Raw genomic sequence first — 17,465 nt, 5'->3', positions numbered from 1 at the left:
TGAAAAAAATGAAACTATTTACCCCAGAATAATTGAGCCATGAATCTGTGTGAGATAGTTTGAAAAGCTCTCACAAATTCATAACATCAATTATTCTGAAAGGTACCAGACAAAGTGCTTAGTCCCAAATGAGTTCTTTTTTTCCGAAAATGAAGCAGATTGGACTGGGCAATTCACAGCATTTGAGAGTACCAAGAATGAATTTTGAATCGGAAAATCTAATACCCTTAAACCACAAAATGTGCTATTAAAACCCAATCTTCCATTTAATTCTGCTTCATTTGGCATTCATGGTTTTTAGAGCAGACCTGGCAGGTTGTTCCAACCCGAATAGCATCATATCCCGGCCCCAAACCAATAAGACAGGAAATCCTGTAGTTCTATACCGGTGGGCCAACTACATTATCAGAACGGTCATGACACCTATAGTATAAACAGAGACTAAAGTATATCCGGCATGTATTGAAAATTTGCTGGAATATCCGAAATCAAAATTCAAACTGCCCTTTTAATATAAGTGATAAACTTGATTCAGGCTTTTATTTCTCCGGCTCTGACTGCTTTTAGAAAATTCATACAATAATCATCATGGCCTGACAGCATTTCTCCGGTTTTTAAAGCCGCCATAATATCCTTGTCCAAGGGATCCATAATAGCAGAATCAAAACCGTTTGCCATCATCATTAATAGAAAGTTTCGATTGATAATTTTTCTTTTCGGAAGCCCGTAAGATATATTGGAAAGACCACCGGTTGTATGAACGCCCTTCAAATCTGTCATAATCACTTTAACAGCATCCATTACCATTGTGCCATTTATTTTATCAACACTCATGGGCTGAATTAATGGATCAACAAATATATCATCCCGTTTCATTCCGATATTTTCAAGTTCACCAACAATAGTTTTTGCCCGATTTATAATGTCTTCTGACGTTTTCGGCATTCCAGAATCATCCATGCAAAGGGCGATTATTTTACAGTCTTTACCTTTTAAAAATGGCATCATGGAATCAAATCGCTCTTTTTCAAGGCTGATGGAATTAACCATGGGTGTATTATCAACCAATGCATATGCCATTTCAAGAATTTGAGGATCAGGGCTGTCAAGACAAAGCGGAAGATCAGTTGCCTGTTGCACGATTCCCAGCAACCACTTCATATCTTCTTTCTCATGACCAATTCTGGCACCCGCGTTTACATCAATATAGGTTGCACCGCATTGGGTTTGTTTTTTTACATCCTGCTCAATGTACTCAGCATCTCTGTTTTCTACCGCCTTTTTTACTTTCCCTAAAGTGGTATTGATCCGTTCTCCAATAATTGTAAACATTATATTTCCTTTAATATTCTAATGCGATTATTTCTTTTTCATTTCAAGATATTTGATCAAATCATTTTCAATAGCAGGGTCAATATCCGGTTTTTGATACTCTGAAAGTCGTTTTTCAAGTAATTGAGATGCTCTTTGGTCCATCTGCCTGGGGTCCATTTCCAGCCATTTGGAATGGATGGTTCGAATATTTAAGTCCGGAATAAAAAATTCACTTCTGCACCGGATGGCTGTATGGGACTCAAGAAGATAGGTGCCGGAGGTGCCAAGTTTTTTAATTAAATCCATGGCAAAGGCATCCTCACTGAATTCAATAGGCTTCACAAGTGTTTTTATAGCACAGCAAAGATCTTCATCTGCTAAGAATTTTTCAAAACTCATGGCCAGCATTGACCCATATGTGCCACAGGCATGCAGACTGATATGAACGCCGCTGAGAGCTGCAGTTGACAACATCATTGATGCTTCCATGCCTGCCTGGTAATCCAGAGAGAAAGATTCGGTCAATGCGCCCTGGCTTCTGCATGGAATATTATAATATTGACTCAGGGCAGTGACTATCGCTGTATGTTTGGCATCTTCAGGAGAGGCATTAATATATCCACCGGTTTTCATATCTGTTGGACTGCCGCCAAGGCCATACACGATGGGAGTGCCGGGATTAATCAGCTGAGCCAAACAAATACCCGCAAGATTACAGGCATTTGAGATGACAAGGGAACCTGCTATTGTAATCGGACCTGAAGATCCCAGCGAACAGGAAGAATGTACAATCAAAGGCTGTCCGGCTTTTGCATAAACCATCAGCGCATCTATCATCTCTTGTGCATATTGCAGGGGAGATAAGGAATCCACAAGATTGAGCATGACAGGTTTATCAGTGTTTCCCCAGATTATCCTGGCCATTTCCAGAGAGTCCTGGGCACATTGTTTGGATGAGGTGCTGCCCATAAGGGGCTTGTCGGTCAACAACATAGTGGACAACAACATATCAAGATGGGCAGTTTCAGGGGGCATATCATTGGGATGAGCCACGATGGAAGAGTTAAAATCAAGCGCCTTAGATGTCTGTACAAGTTTACAAAATTTATGGGTGTCTTCCAAAACAGACTGCCGCATTTCACCGGATGGCTCTATAATAAAAGGAGGGCCGTATCCCGGTGCCATTCTATAGCTGTTATCACCTATTACAAAGCTGTTCTCTTTGTTTCTGGCATGCAGTTCAAATCTATCGGGAACCGTTTTAAGTGCTTTTTCAATATCCGTGTCTTGAAAAAACACCATCTCTCCCTGGGTTTTAAACCCATGGTGCTTAAAAAGTTCCAGCGCTTCTTTGTTTGGAAATCGAATGCCTGTTTCATTCAATAGTTCCAGAGAAGATGTATTAATTTTATCAAGCACACCCTCATCAAAGTTAGAAACCACGCTATTCATATTGATGTTCTCCTATTAAAAAATTCCCACTATTTCGCAAGTGGATTTACGCGTTTTTATTTAAAAAATAAGATGCAATTTTAATCTCAAGCCAATACCTTTTTCATCCGGTTCATTGCGGTTTGAACATTTTTCCTGCTGTTAAACGCGCTGATCCGGATATAGTCCTGGCCGCATTTACCAAATCCCACACCAGGGGTTATGACAATTTCCGCTTTAGTCAAAAGCATGTCAAAAAAGTCCCATGAATCCCTGCCATTTCCATGGATCCAGATGTATGGAGAATTTTCCCTTCCAACGTAGCTAAGCTGTAACTCATCCATGACATCGCGAACAATACAGGCATTTGAGAGATAATAATCGATTCTTTCCTTTACCTGCTCCTTTCCTTCATCTGAGTAAATCGCTTCAGCTGCCCTTTGAACCGGATAAGAAACACCGTTAAACTTTGTGGATTGACGTCTTTGCCAAAATGAATGAAGCCTTTGTTTTAAACCTGCTTCATCATATGCCACACAATCTTTTATGAAAGTCCTCCAAAGCTATTTTTTCCCGCAAGAATGCATAGCCATTCGCAGGGCCGTATCCCCGGAATGTGCTTTCCTGACCCAATTCATCAACACCTTTATGAAATGCGCTGATGCATGCTTTGGGAAGGGATCTTGTTACATCTCCAATGCCAAGGCGAATAATGTCGGCTCCTAAGTTTTCAGATTGATACGCTTTGACTTTATTGGCAATATTTAAAAAAAGATATGAAGATTGCAGTTTATTATAGTTTTCATTTATTCGTATCATAAATATTCACGCACCTGTTAAAAAAATAAACTTGTAATGCTCCAACTATCACTGGTCATGCCATTACGGGTCAGGCAGCGACCAGTTTACGGATCAGTTCAACTGCTCCGGGTGCATTATCACTGAAACCATCAGCACCGATCTGCTGTGCATAGGCATCTGTTACCGGTGCGCCGCCAACAATGGTTTTGACTTTTAAACCGGCTTCTTTAATGGCTTCTACTGTTTTAGCCATGGAAGGCATGGTGGTTGTCAAAAGTGCAGACAGACAAACCACATCGGCATTCCGGGTCTGGGCTTCGCTCACAAACTTATCCGTATCCACATCAACCCCGAGATCAATCACGTTAAACCCGGCACCTTCCACCATCATGGTTACAAGATTCTTGCCGATATCGTGCAGGTCACCTTTTACCGTTCCAATAATAATAGTTCCCTTTTCTGCCGCTGCATCGCCTGATAAATGGGGCTTTAACACTTCTAATCCTGCCTGCATTGCCTTTGCAGCCATGAGCATTTCAGGAACAAAGAACTCACCGCTGGAAAATTTTTCACCCACCACATCCATGGCCCCGATAAGGCCTTTGTTCAAGATATCATCAACCTGAGTTCCGGCCTCAATTTCAGCAATTACATTTTCAACTACTTCGTCTTTTTTTAAAGATACAATTGCATTTAAAATATCTGCTATAGCCATTTTATAAAATCTCCTTATTTATTTTATTCTAAATCAAATCATGTATTAATTGTGTGTATACCTTTCTATCGCCACTGAAAATTGGCAACTTCTTTATCCATTGCCAGATAATTTTCTTTCGGTGTAAAAGGTGAAGATGTACCGGCGGTAGAAAAAATATACCCGTTCATCCCTTTTGCTTTTTCAAGATGTTCCAAAGTCTCTTTTGCCACCTCTTCCGGCTTGCCGATCAATAACGGACCATTTGGATTAATATTGTCAAAGATACAGATGCGGTCCTTGACCTTTTCCTTTAATTTTCTAATATCCAAAACCTTTTCCTGGGTAAGGTTTCCCGGCATGATACCGTGGATATCCATTTCTAAAAGCATATCAACAATACCTGTTTTTACGATGTCTCCACACATGTGCGGAAGCACCTTTGACCCGAGACGGGATAATTCATTACAAACGCGGGTTGTGGGTTCATGAACAAATTCTCTATAGTGATTGGGTGACAGAAGGACAGGACATTCCATGTCAGCCCCGTAAAAAATATAGTCAACGCCTGCTTCAATCAGTGCTTTGCCTATAGCAATATCCAAAGGAACTATGGCTTCCTGGAGGGCATGGACAAGTTCCGGATTTTCATAAATATCCATCATGATCTCATTTGTTCCTCTTAACCGTGTTGCAATGGTAAAAGGAGAAACATACTCACAGGCAATGGGTACTTCATCCTTGAATTCCTTTTTGAGAAGAGAAACACCTTCAAGGAAACTATCCATACGTTTGGTAAACATATTTTTTTTGGCAATACGATCCACATCTTCCATTGAAAAAATAGTGGTTTTTTTAATAATGGGGAAGACATCTTCGGGATAGCTTACCTGGCAATCAAGGGCTTCAGGAATGATACCGCCGATAAGGCCCATTCCCAGCATCACCCAGTCAAATTTAAATTCTTCCAGACTTTTCATATGCGCTTCAAGCATCTGGGGTCCTTCAAGAAGGGCGGCCCTGAAAGTTGAACCGTAATAATTACATACTGGTGCCTCAGTAAACGGAGCATTGGGTACTCTGTCTACCGGTTTCAAATTAATTGCGGCTTCCATTCTTTCTCTGGCGTTCATTTCTTACAACTCCTTAAATATAAATTATAATTCTCTTACTTTTATCCATTATCTTGGTTTCAATCATACAAGATAACCTGTGTAACAGACTTCTACAGGCCCTGTCATGACTGCAAGGTTTTCGTCTTTGAGTTCAATTTCCACAGATCCTGCCGGCATGATGACAGTCATTCTTTTCTTTGTTGTCAATCCTCTTCTATGTGCTGCTGCAACCGCAACACAGGCACCGGTACCGCAGGCTGTGGTCATGTTACCGGGGCGTTCCCAGACGTTGAGTTTGAGAGTGTCCAAGTTTAATAGTTGAGCAACACCAATATTTGCCTCTTCCGGGAAAAAGGGATGGGTTTGCAATTCTTTCCCATATTCCTGTAAATCAATGGCATCCACATCCTCCACAAAAAAAACAGCATGGGGGTTGCCGATGTTCATTCCCACAGGATCTTTTAAGGGACCTGCCGTAATATTGAGGTGAAGTGTGTCCATGTTTTGGGATAATGGAATCTCATTCCAATCCGTTTTGATCCTTCCCATTTCCACACTCACCCGTTTTTCCCCGGCAAGCGTACACTTTAGAATACCTCCAAGGGTCTCTATTTGAATTTCTTCTTTGTTGCATTCTTTTAAAAGCAGCCATCCGATGCAACGCGTGGCATTACCACAGGCCTCAACTTCTCGCCCGTCCGGGTTAATTATTCTGACAAAGGCATATGTATTATGGCTTCTGGCCGGTTCAACAATTATTAATTCATCTGCTCCGACACCTTCATGGCGATCGCATAAATGAATAATATCGTCTCTTGAGGGGAGGTAGGGTTGTTCCCGGCCATCCACCATAATAAAATCGTTGCGTAATCCATGCATTTTCACAAAAGGCCTGCCAGGCTGAATAAAGGCTCTACTATAGTTTGAAAACCACGAATTTTGCATATTAAATATATCTCCAGAATTAATCTTGTTTATTGCGAATTGCACACATTTTTGACAACCAAAAATCGTGACTATTTAAAATTAGGATGACTCTGAGATTGTCACCCATTTTTCAAGTAGCACAGGTTCATTGCAAAAAAGTGAAGGCTTCCACTGCCACTTGGTGTTCAGTGCTACGCCATCAATCATGATGGAGACAGGGTCATCAGATGAAACCACAATGACAATGATATTGTGGTGCTCTGCAGTGAATCGGAGAGCTGAATTGAAACGGGCGCCACGAGCCCGGTCTTCACCTGGAATAAAATGACCGTCCAGGAGGCAGGCAAAAGAGTGAAGTTTCAAGTCAGCCCCAAGATGCAGGGCACCATCCACCTTGGACAGAGATTTGGCCAATTCCAAATATTCATGCTTCTCAAGGTCAAGTGGCTGCTCAAGAGAATGACCGGAAATGAAGATGGGTTTTTCATTCAGGTCTATTACAATAGTGCAGCCATGCCGTTGCCGTGCGGCACCATGAACAATACTGGTAACAATTTTAAACAAAGTGGAAGCTGCTGCCGGATCCATATTAGATTCAAGCAATGCTTCTTCGACCTGTACAAGCTTGGCTTTGGGGTGGTTGACTTGAAACTGCCATCTGAAAAACTGCATACTTTATTATCATTCAGCTTTAAAAAGCCATACCGCCCTTTAAAATCAGCAGTGATGGAAAAATCCGGTTTATCCCCCTTGATAATACCGATAATCGTTTTTTCATCTGCCACCAATTTCCGATTTGAGTTTTCAACAGATTGGAGAAGCTTTCGGATATGTTCAACATTGTCCAGTATGGGTTGCTCCGCCTTTGGAAATTTTGCAATAAACTTCATCTTTGGAAGCGACCGTTTTTCAACAAAAATCAATTCACCTTTTGGCCAGGCCCCTTCTTCAGGAGTTCTTGATATTTTGAGGACTGCTTCCAGAATCGGATAGATCCGCATCCGTGTGTCCCATCCAATCAGAACATTCATTTCATCGACCAGATAATCCCGGACAGCATGAGTAGAGTATTCTCTCAGAAAACTTCCTGAAATACCGGTATACAGATCTTCTTCATTGGCGATATCATGGGAGAACCTCCAGACAGCTTGCTCCAGCCACCTCTCAGTAGGACCGATAGCGCACATGTCCGGATGGTGTTCTGTAAACCACATTTGATAAACAACAGAGCTTGAACGCCCCCCATATGAAATCAGTCCGGCCAATTCCAAATTTTTTTCCGGAATCAAATCACTAAATTTTTTTTTGTCATAGGATATGGGCTTTTTTTTTCGCCACTCATCCGTATCTATATACAATTCTTTGAATTTTGGCTCATGCCCTGTCAGAAGGCTTAGCGGGTCATAAATTTGTATGGGATCATCCGGTTTAATGGAATAAACAACAGCTGTTCGACTTGGACCTGAAAAATGGGTCAAACCATCTCGCAAACCATCTATGGTTTCGACAATACACCTGTTAGTAAAAGTACATTTATCCATTAAGTTTTCTCCAATTCCATAATTTTTCACCTTCATCAAGATCGAAAAAGATGTGCCGTTGAACCTTTTGGATACCTTTGGATATGGGATTATAGTAGGATAAGAAAGCAATTTTTGTCAAGAAAGGTTTTTTAGAGTGTAGGGACTGTTTAATGTTTACATGCGCTGATCCTGTTTATTTCTTGACTTTACCATGAAGTCTCTCATAAAGTCGTAATATCTTGTAATTTTTTGATCATTGGTAACCTTTTTTATTTTTGATAACTTTATACTTTGGGGAGGGATTAAATTATGGCCGAAAAAAAAGACAAACTATCAACAAAAAGAGTGCATCCCGGTGTCGAGGAAATGAAAAAAAGCCTCACTGAGGGTAAATGTTCCCGCCGCGAATTTTTACGAACAACAACGTTACTAGGCATATCTGCCACTACTGCCTATGGCCTTGCAAGTAAAATACTGGGTGAGGATATTTTGCCTAGTCTGATCTCAACCGCCCATGCCGGCCAGAAAAAAGGCGGGGTCTTAAAGTTTGGTATGATGGTACAGGAAATGGCTGATCCAGCCACATATTCATGGACTGAAAAATCTGTAATTGCCCGGCATATTATTGAATATCTGGTGGAAACAGGACCGGATAATATCACCAGACCCAACCTGGCTGAGAGCTGGGAAGCTTCAGATGATCTGAAAACATGGATCTTTCACCTTCGTAAAGGGGTTAAGTGGTCAAATGGTGATGACTTTGGTGCCGATGATGTTGTGTTCAACTTTACCCGATGGCTGGATCCAAAAACCGGTTCATCCAACCTGGGGCTGTTTAACGCCATGCTGGAAGATACGGGAGAGAAAGATGCAAAAGGCAATCCCATCAAGCGCATGATCAAAAATGCCGTGGAAAAAGTAGATGATCATACCGTAAAAATTAATCTGAAATCAGCGGTTCTGTCCATGCCTGAAAACCTTTACAATTATCCTACGGGTATTGTTCACCGCAATTTTGAAAAAGAGGGCGGGGATTTTACTAAAAATCCAATAGGAACAGGACCCTACGCTCTTACTGAATTCAAAGTCGGTGAAATAGCTGTATTGAAAAAACGCAACGCCCCCTATTGGGGCGGAGAAGTTTTTCTTGATGAGATTCGGTTTATCGATCTTGGTTCAGACCCTGGTGCTTACTTGGCAGCCATTGCTTCAAAACAGGTGGATGCACTCTATGAGCTTGATCTGACAACCCTTCAAGCTGCCAAAAATATTCCGGGAATCAATGTTCTTGCAATCCCTTCCACCCAGACAGGGGTTATTCGTATGAAGGTAACTGAAAAACCATTTACTGATAAACGTGTCCGCCAGGCAGTACAAAAATGCTGTGATGTCGAAAGGCAATTAAAGATTGCCCATCATGGTCTGGGAATTGTTGCAGAACACCATCATGTGGCTTCCATCCATCCCGAGTATTTTAAACTTCCTCCATTAAAACCAGATATTGCAGGGGCTAAAAAACTCTTAAAAGAAGCAGGATATCCCGATGGCATTGAATTAACCTGCAATGTGGGAAATACCAATGGTGTCTGGGAGCAAAATTCCGTTGCCGTACTCAAAGAAGACTGTGCCAAAGCCGGGATCAACATTAAAATAAATCTGATGCCGACTGCACAATACTGGGATGTCTGGACAAAGGCGCCCATGAGTCTTACCTCCTGGACCCACCGCCCACTGGCTGTTATGGTATTGGGTCTGGCCTACCGTGCCGGCGTTCCCTGGAATGAATCCAGTTATAATAATCCTGCCTTTGATGCCGCACTGGACGAAGCAGAAGCAACGTTTGATGTTGAAAGCCGTCGTGTCAAAATGGAGAAAGTTGAAAAACTTCTCCAGGATGACGCTATAATGGTGCAGCCTTTCTTTAGGTCGGTTTTTACCGCAGTTTCCGACAGTGTGGTTGGATTGGAAACGCATCCGACCAAATACTACCGTTTTCACAAGGTCTCTCTGGCTTAAATTGTTACCATAGTAATATCTGGTAAGGGGGGTATGTTTCCCCCTTACCAGCCACAAAAGTCTTGTTCTAAACTTAAGGAGTTAAAATGGTTCTGCTGCTTTTAAAGCGAATCGGTTTCATGTTTTTTACCATGATTGTCGTCTCCATAATTCTTTTCATGCTCCTGGAGACAGGCCTTACAGGGGACCCTGCCACCCGTGTCCTGGGCAATTTTGCCTCTGATGCACAAAAAGAATCGTGGAGGAACCAGCACGGATATAACCAGCCCGTTGTAGTGCGCTACGCAAAATGGCTGGGTAATTTTGCAACGGGTAATCTAGGAACGTCCATCCGCTATAAAGGTCCGGTAAAAGATGTGCTTTTACCGCGGTTATGGAATACTGCCATCCTAGGCTTCTGGACCTTTGCCATCATGATCCCTTTGTCATTAATATTAGGTGTTCTATCCGGAATGAAGGAGGGTTCACTTCTGGATCGGAGCATATCGATTTTTGGCATTTTGACCACATCAGTCCCTGAATTTGCCAGCGCTGTGTTTTTTTCAGCCCTTTTTGTGTTTGGTTTAAAATGGCTACCCGGAACAAGCTCCATGTCAGGAGGATTTGAATTCAAACAACTGATCCTTCCTGCAATGGTATTGGTGGTTTATGATTTTGGTTATGTTGCCCGTATGACACGGGCATCCATGGCCGAGGTTATGCAGTCTCAATACGTAAGATCGGCTATATTAAAAGGCCTTCCTTACAGACAGGTTATTATCAGGCATGCGTTGCGCAATGCATTAATAGCCCCTTTCACCGTCATTATGCTGCAAATAAACTGGCTGTTGTCAGGCGTTATTGTTGTTGAATTTTTCTTTGCCTATAAAGGGTTTGGAGCACTGCTCCTTGAAGCTTCCCTGAATAATGATATTGTACTTTTAGAAGCCTGTGCAATGGTGGCCGTTGTTGTGGCAGTAGGTTCTCAAACCATAGCTGATATCGGCTATACCTTTCTTAACCCACGCATACGTTTCACTTAAGGAGGTTAAAGTGGCTACCAAATCGACTACTGAAATGCCTTCTGTGGGCTATGGCGCAGCAATTTTACGGGTCATAAAATCTTTTGGTCTCCTGCGGGAAAGCTGGGTTGGAATGATCGGCGCTTTTCTGGTTCTGTTCTGGGTGCTCGTTGCTATCTTTGCCCCATGGATAGCACAATTTGATCCCAACGCAAATATTCTGCCCTTTGCCAAACCAGGGACCATGGCAGCTTCCGGCCATACATTCTGGCTGGGCACGGATCATATGGGTCGCGACCTCCTGTCCCGTATTGTCTGGGGGGCCCGCACAGTGCTGACCTTTGCACCCCTTGCAACCTTGAGTGCCTACACTGTGGGTATTTTGATGGGGCTCATGGCCGGATACCGCGGTGGCCTGGTGGATGACATCCTGTCCCGTATTTCAGATATTATTTTATCATTCCCCGTGCTGGTTCTCTACATCATTGTTATTGCAACCATTGGTGCATCAGGATTCAATATTGTTCTTGCCATCACCTTTGCTTCTTCTCCCGGCATCATGCGTATTGTGAGAGGACTCACACTGGATCTTCGCAATCGTGACTATGTGGCTGCCGCCCAGACCAGGGGTGAATCCGACTGGAGAATCATGTTGTTTGAAATTTTGCCCAATGCCAGGGGTCCGCTTATTGTTGATGCCTGTCTGCGCCTGGGTTATGTCATTATTACCATTGGTGTCCTTGGTTTCTTAGGCCTTGGTCTGCCGCCGCCAGACCCTGACTGGGGCGGAATGGTAAATGAAACACGTCAGATGGCAATGGTTTTTCCCTATATGACTCTTTTCCCCTGTATTGCAATATCTTCATTGATTCTAGGATTTAATCTATTGGCTGATGGATTGCGAGAAATATCATTACGTGATTAAAAGGTAAAAAACAATGAATGACATTCAAGAACCTGTTCTGGTTTGTAAAGACCTCTGTATTTCATATTATACACGAGCCGGTGAGATACCTGCTGTAGTTGATTTTTCGTTGACGGTTAAGCCGGGTGAGACCATCGGTATTGTTGGGGAATCAGGCTGTGGCAAATCAACTGTTGCAATGGCGATCATGCAGTACATGGGGGCCAACGGCGGTATCAAAAGCGGATCCATAACCTTCAAAGGCCGTGATTTAACTACTTTGAACGAAAATGAACTGCGTAGCATTCGAGGTTCAGAGATATCAATGATCTATCAGGAGCCTTTTGCTTCTTTAAATCCAAGCCTTAAAATCAGCACTCAACTCATGGAAGTCCCTCTGGCACATGAAAATATTTCCAAGGAGGAAGCACGCAAGAGATCTGTACAAATGCTGGAGGATGTCAAGCTGCCCGATCCTGAACGGGTTATGGAGTCTTATCCCCATCAGTTATCCGGTGGACAGCAGCAGCGGGTCGTTATTGCCATGGGACTTTTGTCTAAACCATCTCTGTTATTATTAGATGAACCGACCACTGCCTTAGATGTTACTGTGGAGGCCGGGATTGTTAAATTGGTTGGAGATATCAGCAAAAAATTCGGCACTTCCCAGATTTATATCTCCCACAATCTAGGGTTGATTTTAGAAACCTGCGACCGGGTGTTTGTGATGTATTCCGGTGAAGTTGTAGAAGAAGGAACTATTAATTCTCTTTTTACCTGGCCAAAGCACCCCTATACCCACGGCCTTTTTTCCTGTATCCCTTTGCCGACTACAGATAAAAATGCAGCTCCCCTAAAGCCGATCCGGGGACAGTTGCCCCTGCCTTTTGAACGGCCTCCGGGTTGTTATTTTGGTCCCCGTTGTGATCATTTTAAAAAGGGCTTATGTGATAAAGGCCACTTTAGAATGGAGAATGTAGAAGGCAGTGCATTGGATCATCGTGTCCGCTGTTTACGGTATAAAGATATTGACCATACAAAAATTCTGTCCCCAGAAACTGTCCGAGAATCACTTGAGATTGGTAAACGGGTCCTTAATGTTGATGGCATGAAGAAATATTATGAGGTAAAAGATTCCTCATTCATGGCCATGATTACAGGTAAAAATACTCAGTTCGTAAAAGCAAATGAAGAGCTGAACTTTACAGCCCATGAAAGTGAAACTGTCGCTATTGTCGGTGAATCCGGCTGTGGCAAATCAACCTTTGCCAAAGTTCTCATGGGGTTGGAGACAGGAACAGATGGAGAGATACGCCATAAAGGCAAGGATATTTCAGATATAGAGGTCCGGGACCGTTCCACAAAACAGATCCGTTCTTTGCAGATGGTTTTCCAAAATCCATTTGACACTTTGAACCCCAGCCATTCCATTGGGGGACAGATATCACGGGTTATCAGACAATTTGGTATTGAGACCGATAAAAAGAAGATTTTTAATCGTGTAATGAAATTGCTGGATACTGTCAAACTGCCAAGGGATTTTTATTTCAGAAAACCCAGACAATTATCCGGCGGACAGAAACAGCGTATCGGTATTGCCAGGGCATTCGCCGGGAATCCGAGCATTGTCATTGCCGATGAGCCGGTTTCTGCTTTAGACGTATCTGTGGCAGCAGCTGTGACAGAGCTGCTGATGGATATCCAGCGAAAACATAAAACCACACTGCTTTTTATCAGTCATGATCTAAGTGTAGTCCGTTATCTGGCCGATCGTATTGTTGTCATGTATCTGGGGCATATCCTTGAGAGAGGAACCACAGAAGAAATATTCGCTCCCCCCTATCATCCCTATACAGAAGCTTTATTATCCGCAGTTCCCATAGCTGATCCTGAAATAACCAAGCGTAGAATAGTGCTGGAAGGAGATCTGCCAAGTGCAATGGACCCCCCAAAAGGTTGCCCGTTCTGCACCCGGTGCCATCGGAAAATTGGCGACATTTGTGATAATGAGCTTCCAAGGGAAACATTGGTGAAAGACCGACATGTCATCAAGTGTCATATACCAATCCAAGAATTGAGTAAGATAGAGCCTGTCATAAGAATGCCGGAAGAATCAGAACGTATTCATGTACAATAAAAAAAATTAAGATAACTTATCGGAGGCAGCTTTTGCTAAGGGCTCACTCAAAAATTAATTACCAATTTTGCGCGTGACCTTCTGGTTAGGAGTTGAGTCGCCTGTCCGGCAAAGCGTGAAAACCAAGGCATATTAAACATATGACGTGTTTTTACAACGCAGCCGGACTGGATGAATCGGCTTCCAAAATGTAAAGTTATTTTTGAGTGAGCCCTAAGGGGTTCGTTGTCCCAGTTTGCCCAAGGCAAGGCCAGATTCCTACAATGAGCAATGCACCGGCAAAGAAACGCCAGGTAGCCGGATCGTTAAGAAACATAATGCCCACAATAAGTACCCTATAGAATGCCTAATAAATAATTAACCCCTATGAGACGAAAATGACTAGTACACAATTGTCTCATGGTGATCGCTTTGGTTTGAAATTGCTGAAAAACAAAGGGGTGGAATCCTTATTCTTTTATAGAGAAAAAATGTGCCTATAGCCCCTTTGGTGATATCAAGAACAATTTTTTGCCTTCTGAACAAATTAAAAACCCAAGTGACTAATCTTGGTATGGTTTATGCTAAGTACCTACTCTAATGAGTTTAAATGCTTATGGATAATTAATTTTAAAACTATTATACATTAGGAGAAAAAATGAAAAAGGTATTGATCGCTTATACAAGTAGAACCGGAACTACAGAAAACATGGCAAACTACCTGGCAGAGGGCATTCGAATGGCAGGCGCTGAAATTACAGCTGTAAAAATATCAAAATTGAAAAATGCAGCGGATTTGTCCGGCTATGATGGATATATTTTTGGCTGCCCCACTTATCATAAGGATATGACCGGCGGAATGAAACAATTCCTTTTTTTGGCTGAAAAAGCAAATTTGACTGGAAAAATCGGAGGAGCCTTTGGTTCTCATACACATAGTGGAGAAGCTGCACCCATGATTTTTGAAACCATGCAGCATGTATTTAAAATGGATGTTGTTGACCTAGGACCTTTAAATTTGACAGAGTCTATCATGAAAACAGATGAAGGTCTGAAAGCCTGTCATCAATATGCCAAAGTTATTACCGATAAATTTTAAGAGCAACACTGCTACGATTAATTAGTGAATATAAAGGAGTATAATGATCCCTCGTATTATTTTGCTTTGCGGTTTATTTCTTGCCTTATCAACACCTGTTATTTTTGCCCTGGACCAGGGTAAAAAGCAAATCATCATTCCTGTTAAAAGACAAGGTAATATAACTTTCCCACACAAAACACATCAGGATACAATCAATGATTGCATGGTTTGTCATACACATTTTGCACAAAAGGAAGGCGCCTTGCAGGACTCAATAGTATCTGGTTCACTCAAAAAAAAGCAGGTCATGAATAAAACCTGCCTGAAATGCCACAGGGCAAATAAAAAGTCAGGTGGGAAATATGGACCTGTAAAGTGTTCAGGATGCCATACCAAATAAATGGATTTTAACTTAAGACGTTATTTAAACTTGGAGGAAAAGGCGCAGCCGTGGGGTTGTGTATCCGCAGTATCAGAACCTGCCCCGGAACAAGCTTTTGCAAGCTTGGTAAACAGGATGCAGTAGGTGTTGGCTTAAAGCTGGATGAGAAGTATCATGCCTATGAACTGCCTGCAAAATCCAATGAACGTCTGGGGAAAATGATCGAACGGGTAGGTATGGAACCGTTTGAACAAGCTGTTGGTAAAGAATAATTTCTTTTTTTAAAAATAAAAATTAGGAGTGTTTATGAAAAATTTTATCTATCAAAGTCAATGGGGTTGGTTATCAAGTGGTGTATCTCTTGGTATCGTTTTTTTATTAACTGTAGCATTAGTCAAACCGATCGGTGTATCGACTCAATTTGTCATTCTCGATGGCATTGTTTGGAATTTCTTTTCAGATCAAATCGTTGCAGATGACAAGAATGCCAAAAGTGGTTATTCAAGCCCGAATGCGTATCTGAACAAAAGTGGCGGCAAATATGCTAAAAATGTTGCGAACCCTCTCAATTATAGCTTTATATTTGTATTAGCGATGATTGCTGGTGGTTTTATTGCCCGCAGGCTGCAATCCGGTAATGAGAGCAAGGATAAGTCGATTGTTCCAAAAATTTGGGGAGACCGCTATGGTCATTCTCCGAGCAAACGCTATCTGGCTACCTTTGTGGGAGGCTTTCTGGCGCTGTTCGGTGCGCGTTTGGCTGGCGGTTGTACCAGCGGCCACATGATGAGCGGGATGATGCAGACATCTCTGAGTGGTTATCTGTTTGCTCTGGGCACGTTTGCAGTGGCTGTCCCTGTCGCGATTCTTATGTACAAAGGAGAAAAATAAAATGAATATTGTTCTGGCAATTATCCTTGGGCTTTTGTTTGGTTTTACATTGCAAAAAATTGGGGCAGCAAACCCTCAAAAAATTATCAACATGCTGCGTCTTAAAGACTTTCACTTAATGAAAGCTATTCTTCTTGGCATAGGGATTAGCAGCTTGCTATTATTTGTTTTGATCAACATTGGTGTTGTTGGCAGCAGTAATCTTAGCGTAAAGGCATCATATGCAGGCGTGATTATTGGTGGCGCCATACTCGGTTTAGGCTGGGCAATTGCCGGTTTTTGTCCTGGAACGGGTATTGTTGCAGCAGGGGCTGGGCGGAAAGATGCTTTGTTCTTTATCTTGGGCGGCTTGTTGGGAGCGTTTGTTTTTACTTTGTTGTATGCATCATTAAAAGCTACCTTCTTATTTGCTGATTTGGGAGGAAAAGCGACTATAGCCGCAACCGGTAACGAAAAATTCGTTACACTTTTTCCCTCCATGCCAGGGATTGCTATAGCTGGTGGGGTAGCTATTATTTTAATAGGTATTGCTTGGATGCTTCCTGAAAAAAAATAATCAAGACATTACTGTAAAATGATTTATATAAAAATTAAAAATTTTAAGGAGATATAATGAGAAAGACAGCTTTGTTTGTATTTAATGGTGATCCCATGTGCTTTATCCATGTACTTTTAAATGCATTAGAGATGAAAGAAAAAAACGATGAGCCAAAAATCATACTGGAAGGTGCCAGCGTCAAACTGATCCCGGAACTCGTCAAAGCCGGCAATCCTCTGAATATGCTCTGGAAAAAAGTGATTGATCAAGAATTGGTAGAAGGCGTCTGCAAAGCATGCTCCAGCAAACTGGGCACCTTGGAAGATGCCAAAAAACAAGGATTAAAGCTTCTGGATAACATGTCAGGGCATCCGGCAATGTCAGAATACCGGGACAATGGCTTTGAAATAATCACTTTTTAAATTATTTTCCAACTTGTAAAGGAATCGAAAGGAACAGAAGCGACACCCTCAAGAAGGAAACATGAAGGGTATATAGATAGCATTTCATTAACTCTGCAGTTAAATAAAAAAAGGTGAAAAGCTGCCTATCCTTAATGTATACCTCTAAAGTTTTGTTGTGATGACAGCTTAACCCAAGTTCGTCATTTTTTTAAAAATCAAGGCTAATTTTATCAAAAAACCATGGGGTTGAAAATATAACGCACTGTATTTATTATATTTATTTTTTTGCTCGTCAATGTAGTGACCCATAGATTAATTTTATTGTTG

Annotated in this window: 19 protein-coding genes; 10 read left to right on the top strand and 9 right to left on the bottom strand. The window is 42.0% G+C overall.

The window, feature by feature from the left end:
* Positions 1-531: 531 nt before the first annotated feature.
* The 9 genes from QAI40_RS12920 to QAI40_RS12885 all read right to left on the bottom strand — a co-directional run bounded on the left by QAI40_RS12920 (position 532) and on the right by QAI40_RS12885 (position 7,823).
* Positions 532-1,332, bottom strand: a complete 801-nt coding sequence (locus QAI40_RS12920; RefSeq protein WP_299982834.1) for a dihydropteroate synthase — start codon at positions 1,330-1,332, stop codon at positions 532-534.
* A 27-nt stretch (positions 1,333-1,359) separates the two neighbouring features.
* Positions 1,360-2,766, bottom strand: a complete 1,407-nt coding sequence (locus QAI40_RS12915) for a trimethylamine methyltransferase family protein (RefSeq protein ID WP_299982831.1) — start codon at positions 2,764-2,766, stop codon at positions 1,360-1,362.
* Between the two features lie 86 nt (positions 2,767-2,852).
* Entirely contained in the window at positions 2,853-3,281 is a 429-nt protein-coding gene (locus QAI40_RS17110; protein WP_331520846.1) for an aminotransferase class I/II-fold pyridoxal phosphate-dependent enzyme, read from the bottom strand.
* Positions 3,271-3,564, bottom strand: coding sequence for a hypothetical protein (locus QAI40_RS17105; protein ID WP_331520844.1), 294 nt, complete (start codon positions 3,562-3,564; stop codon positions 3,271-3,273). The genes QAI40_RS17110 and QAI40_RS17105 overlap by 11 nt, the downstream gene beginning before the upstream one ends.
* Positions 3,565-3,634: 70 nt before the next feature.
* Positions 3,635-4,261 (bottom strand): corrinoid protein, encoded by a 627-nt coding sequence (locus tag QAI40_RS12905; protein WP_299982828.1) that lies wholly within the window; start codon positions 4,259-4,261, stop codon positions 3,635-3,637.
* A 65-nt stretch (positions 4,262-4,326) separates the two neighbouring features.
* Entirely contained in the window at positions 4,327-5,373 is a 1,047-nt protein-coding gene (locus QAI40_RS12900) for a uroporphyrinogen decarboxylase family protein (protein ID WP_299982824.1), read from the bottom strand.
* Positions 5,374-5,436: 63 nt separating this feature from the next.
* On the bottom strand, positions 5,437-6,300 hold the full coding sequence (dapF, locus tag QAI40_RS12895; RefSeq protein WP_299982821.1) for a diaminopimelate epimerase: 864 nt from the start codon (positions 6,298-6,300) through the stop codon (positions 5,437-5,439).
* A gap of 81 nt (positions 6,301-6,381) precedes the next feature.
* Positions 6,382-6,846 carry a DNA integrity scanning protein DisA nucleotide-binding domain protein gene (locus tag QAI40_RS12890; RefSeq protein WP_299982819.1) on the bottom strand — a complete coding sequence of 155 codons (465 nt, stop codon included), beginning with the start codon at positions 6,844-6,846 and terminating at the stop codon, positions 6,382-6,384.
* Complete coding sequence (locus QAI40_RS12885) at positions 6,780-7,823, bottom strand: hypothetical protein (protein WP_299982816.1); 1,044 nt, start codon at positions 7,821-7,823, stop codon at positions 6,780-6,782. The genes QAI40_RS12890 and QAI40_RS12885 overlap by 67 nt, the downstream gene beginning before the upstream one ends.
* Positions 7,824-8,114: 291 nt before the next feature.
* Between QAI40_RS12885 and QAI40_RS12880 the strand changes: the two genes are divergently transcribed.
* From QAI40_RS12880 to QAI40_RS12835, 10 genes are all read left to right on the top strand, one after another.
* Positions 8,115-9,821, top strand: coding sequence for an ABC transporter substrate-binding protein (locus QAI40_RS12880; protein ID WP_299982813.1), 1,707 nt, complete (start codon positions 8,115-8,117; stop codon positions 9,819-9,821).
* Between the two features lie 86 nt (positions 9,822-9,907).
* A complete protein-coding gene (locus QAI40_RS12875; protein WP_299982810.1) occupies positions 9,908-10,843 on the top strand; it encodes an ABC transporter permease in 936 nt (311 codons plus the stop codon).
* Positions 10,844-10,853: 10 nt separating this feature from the next.
* Positions 10,854-11,747 (top strand): ABC transporter permease, encoded by an 894-nt coding sequence (locus QAI40_RS12870; RefSeq protein ID WP_299982807.1) that lies wholly within the window; start codon positions 10,854-10,856, stop codon positions 11,745-11,747.
* A 13-nt stretch (positions 11,748-11,760) separates the two neighbouring features.
* Entirely contained in the window at positions 11,761-13,863 is a 2,103-nt protein-coding gene (locus tag QAI40_RS12865; protein ID WP_299982804.1) for a dipeptide ABC transporter ATP-binding protein, read from the top strand.
* Between the two features lie 637 nt (positions 13,864-14,500).
* Positions 14,501-14,941: a flavodoxin domain-containing protein gene (locus tag QAI40_RS12860; RefSeq protein ID WP_299982801.1), complete on the top strand. Its 441-nt coding sequence runs from the start codon at positions 14,501-14,503 to the stop codon at positions 14,939-14,941.
* Positions 14,942-14,984: 43 nt separating this feature from the next.
* The gene (locus tag QAI40_RS12855; RefSeq protein WP_299982798.1) at positions 14,985-15,323 is read left to right on the top strand and encodes a cytochrome c3 family protein; all 339 of its coding nucleotides are present in this window, start codon (positions 14,985-14,987) and stop codon (positions 15,321-15,323) included.
* 50 nt (positions 15,324-15,373) lie between these two features.
* Positions 15,374-15,577: a hypothetical protein gene (locus QAI40_RS12850; RefSeq protein WP_299982795.1), complete on the top strand. Its 204-nt coding sequence runs from the start codon at positions 15,374-15,376 to the stop codon at positions 15,575-15,577.
* Positions 15,578-15,611: 34 nt separating this feature from the next.
* Entirely contained in the window at positions 15,612-16,196 is a 585-nt protein-coding gene (locus tag QAI40_RS12845; RefSeq protein WP_299982792.1) for a YeeE/YedE thiosulfate transporter family protein, read from the top strand.
* Between the two features lies 1 nt (position 16,197).
* Entirely contained in the window at positions 16,198-16,752 is a 555-nt protein-coding gene (locus QAI40_RS12840; RefSeq protein WP_299982790.1) for a DUF6691 family protein, read from the top strand.
* A 56-nt stretch (positions 16,753-16,808) separates the two neighbouring features.
* Positions 16,809-17,156 (top strand): cytoplasmic protein, encoded by a 348-nt coding sequence (locus QAI40_RS12835; protein WP_299982787.1) that lies wholly within the window; start codon positions 16,809-16,811, stop codon positions 17,154-17,156.
* The last annotated feature ends 309 nt before the right edge of the window (positions 17,157-17,465 follow it).

This window comes from Desulfobacula sp., from assembly GCF_030611305.1.
In the GTDB taxonomy this organism is placed as follows: domain Bacteria; phylum Desulfobacterota; class Desulfobacteria; order Desulfobacterales; family Desulfobacteraceae; genus Desulfobacula.
The sequence above is the reverse complement of the archived record's forward strand: the minus strand, read 5'-3'. Positions and strand labels throughout refer to the sequence as shown.

What these genes read in the sequence shown, in the direction of transcription:
- QAI40_RS12920 (WP_299982834.1), bottom strand. Translation starts at nt 1,332, where the DNA reads ATGTTTACAATTATTGGAGAACGGATCAATACCACTTTAGGGAAAGTA.
- QAI40_RS12915 (WP_299982831.1), bottom strand. Translation starts at nt 2,766, where the DNA reads ATGAATAGCGTGGTTTCTAACTTTGATGAGGGTGTGCTTGATAAAATT.
- QAI40_RS17105 (WP_331520844.1), bottom strand. Translation starts at nt 3,564, where the DNA reads ATGATACGAATAAATGAAAACTATAATAAACTGCAATCTTCATATCTT.
- QAI40_RS12905 (WP_299982828.1), bottom strand. Translation starts at nt 4,261, where the DNA reads ATGGCTATAGCAGATATTTTAAATGCAATTGTATCTTTAAAAAAAGAC.
- QAI40_RS12900 (WP_299982824.1), bottom strand. Translation starts at nt 5,373, where the DNA reads ATGAACGCCAGAGAAAGAATGGAAGCCGCAATTAATTTGAAACCGGTA.
- dapF (WP_299982821.1), bottom strand. Translation starts at nt 6,300, where the DNA reads ATGCAAAATTCGTGGTTTTCAAACTATAGTAGAGCCTTTATTCAGCCT.
- QAI40_RS12885 (WP_299982816.1), bottom strand. Translation starts at nt 7,823, where the DNA reads ATGGATAAATGTACTTTTACTAACAGGTGTATTGTCGAAACCATAGAT.
- QAI40_RS12880 (WP_299982813.1), top strand. Translation starts at nt 8,115, where the DNA reads ATGGCCGAAAAAAAAGACAAACTATCAACAAAAAGAGTGCATCCCGGT.
- QAI40_RS12875 (WP_299982810.1), top strand. Translation starts at nt 9,908, where the DNA reads ATGGTTCTGCTGCTTTTAAAGCGAATCGGTTTCATGTTTTTTACCATG.
- QAI40_RS12865 (WP_299982804.1), top strand. Translation starts at nt 11,761, where the DNA reads ATGAATGACATTCAAGAACCTGTTCTGGTTTGTAAAGACCTCTGTATT.
- QAI40_RS12860 (WP_299982801.1), top strand. Translation starts at nt 14,501, where the DNA reads ATGAAAAAGGTATTGATCGCTTATACAAGTAGAACCGGAACTACAGAA.
- QAI40_RS12855 (WP_299982798.1), top strand. Translation starts at nt 14,985, where the DNA reads ATGATCCCTCGTATTATTTTGCTTTGCGGTTTATTTCTTGCCTTATCA.
- QAI40_RS12845 (WP_299982792.1), top strand. Translation starts at nt 15,612, where the DNA reads ATGAAAAATTTTATCTATCAAAGTCAATGGGGTTGGTTATCAAGTGGT.
- QAI40_RS12840 (WP_299982790.1), top strand. Translation starts at nt 16,198, where the DNA reads ATGAATATTGTTCTGGCAATTATCCTTGGGCTTTTGTTTGGTTTTACA.
- QAI40_RS12835 (WP_299982787.1), top strand. Translation starts at nt 16,809, where the DNA reads ATGAGAAAGACAGCTTTGTTTGTATTTAATGGTGATCCCATGTGCTTT.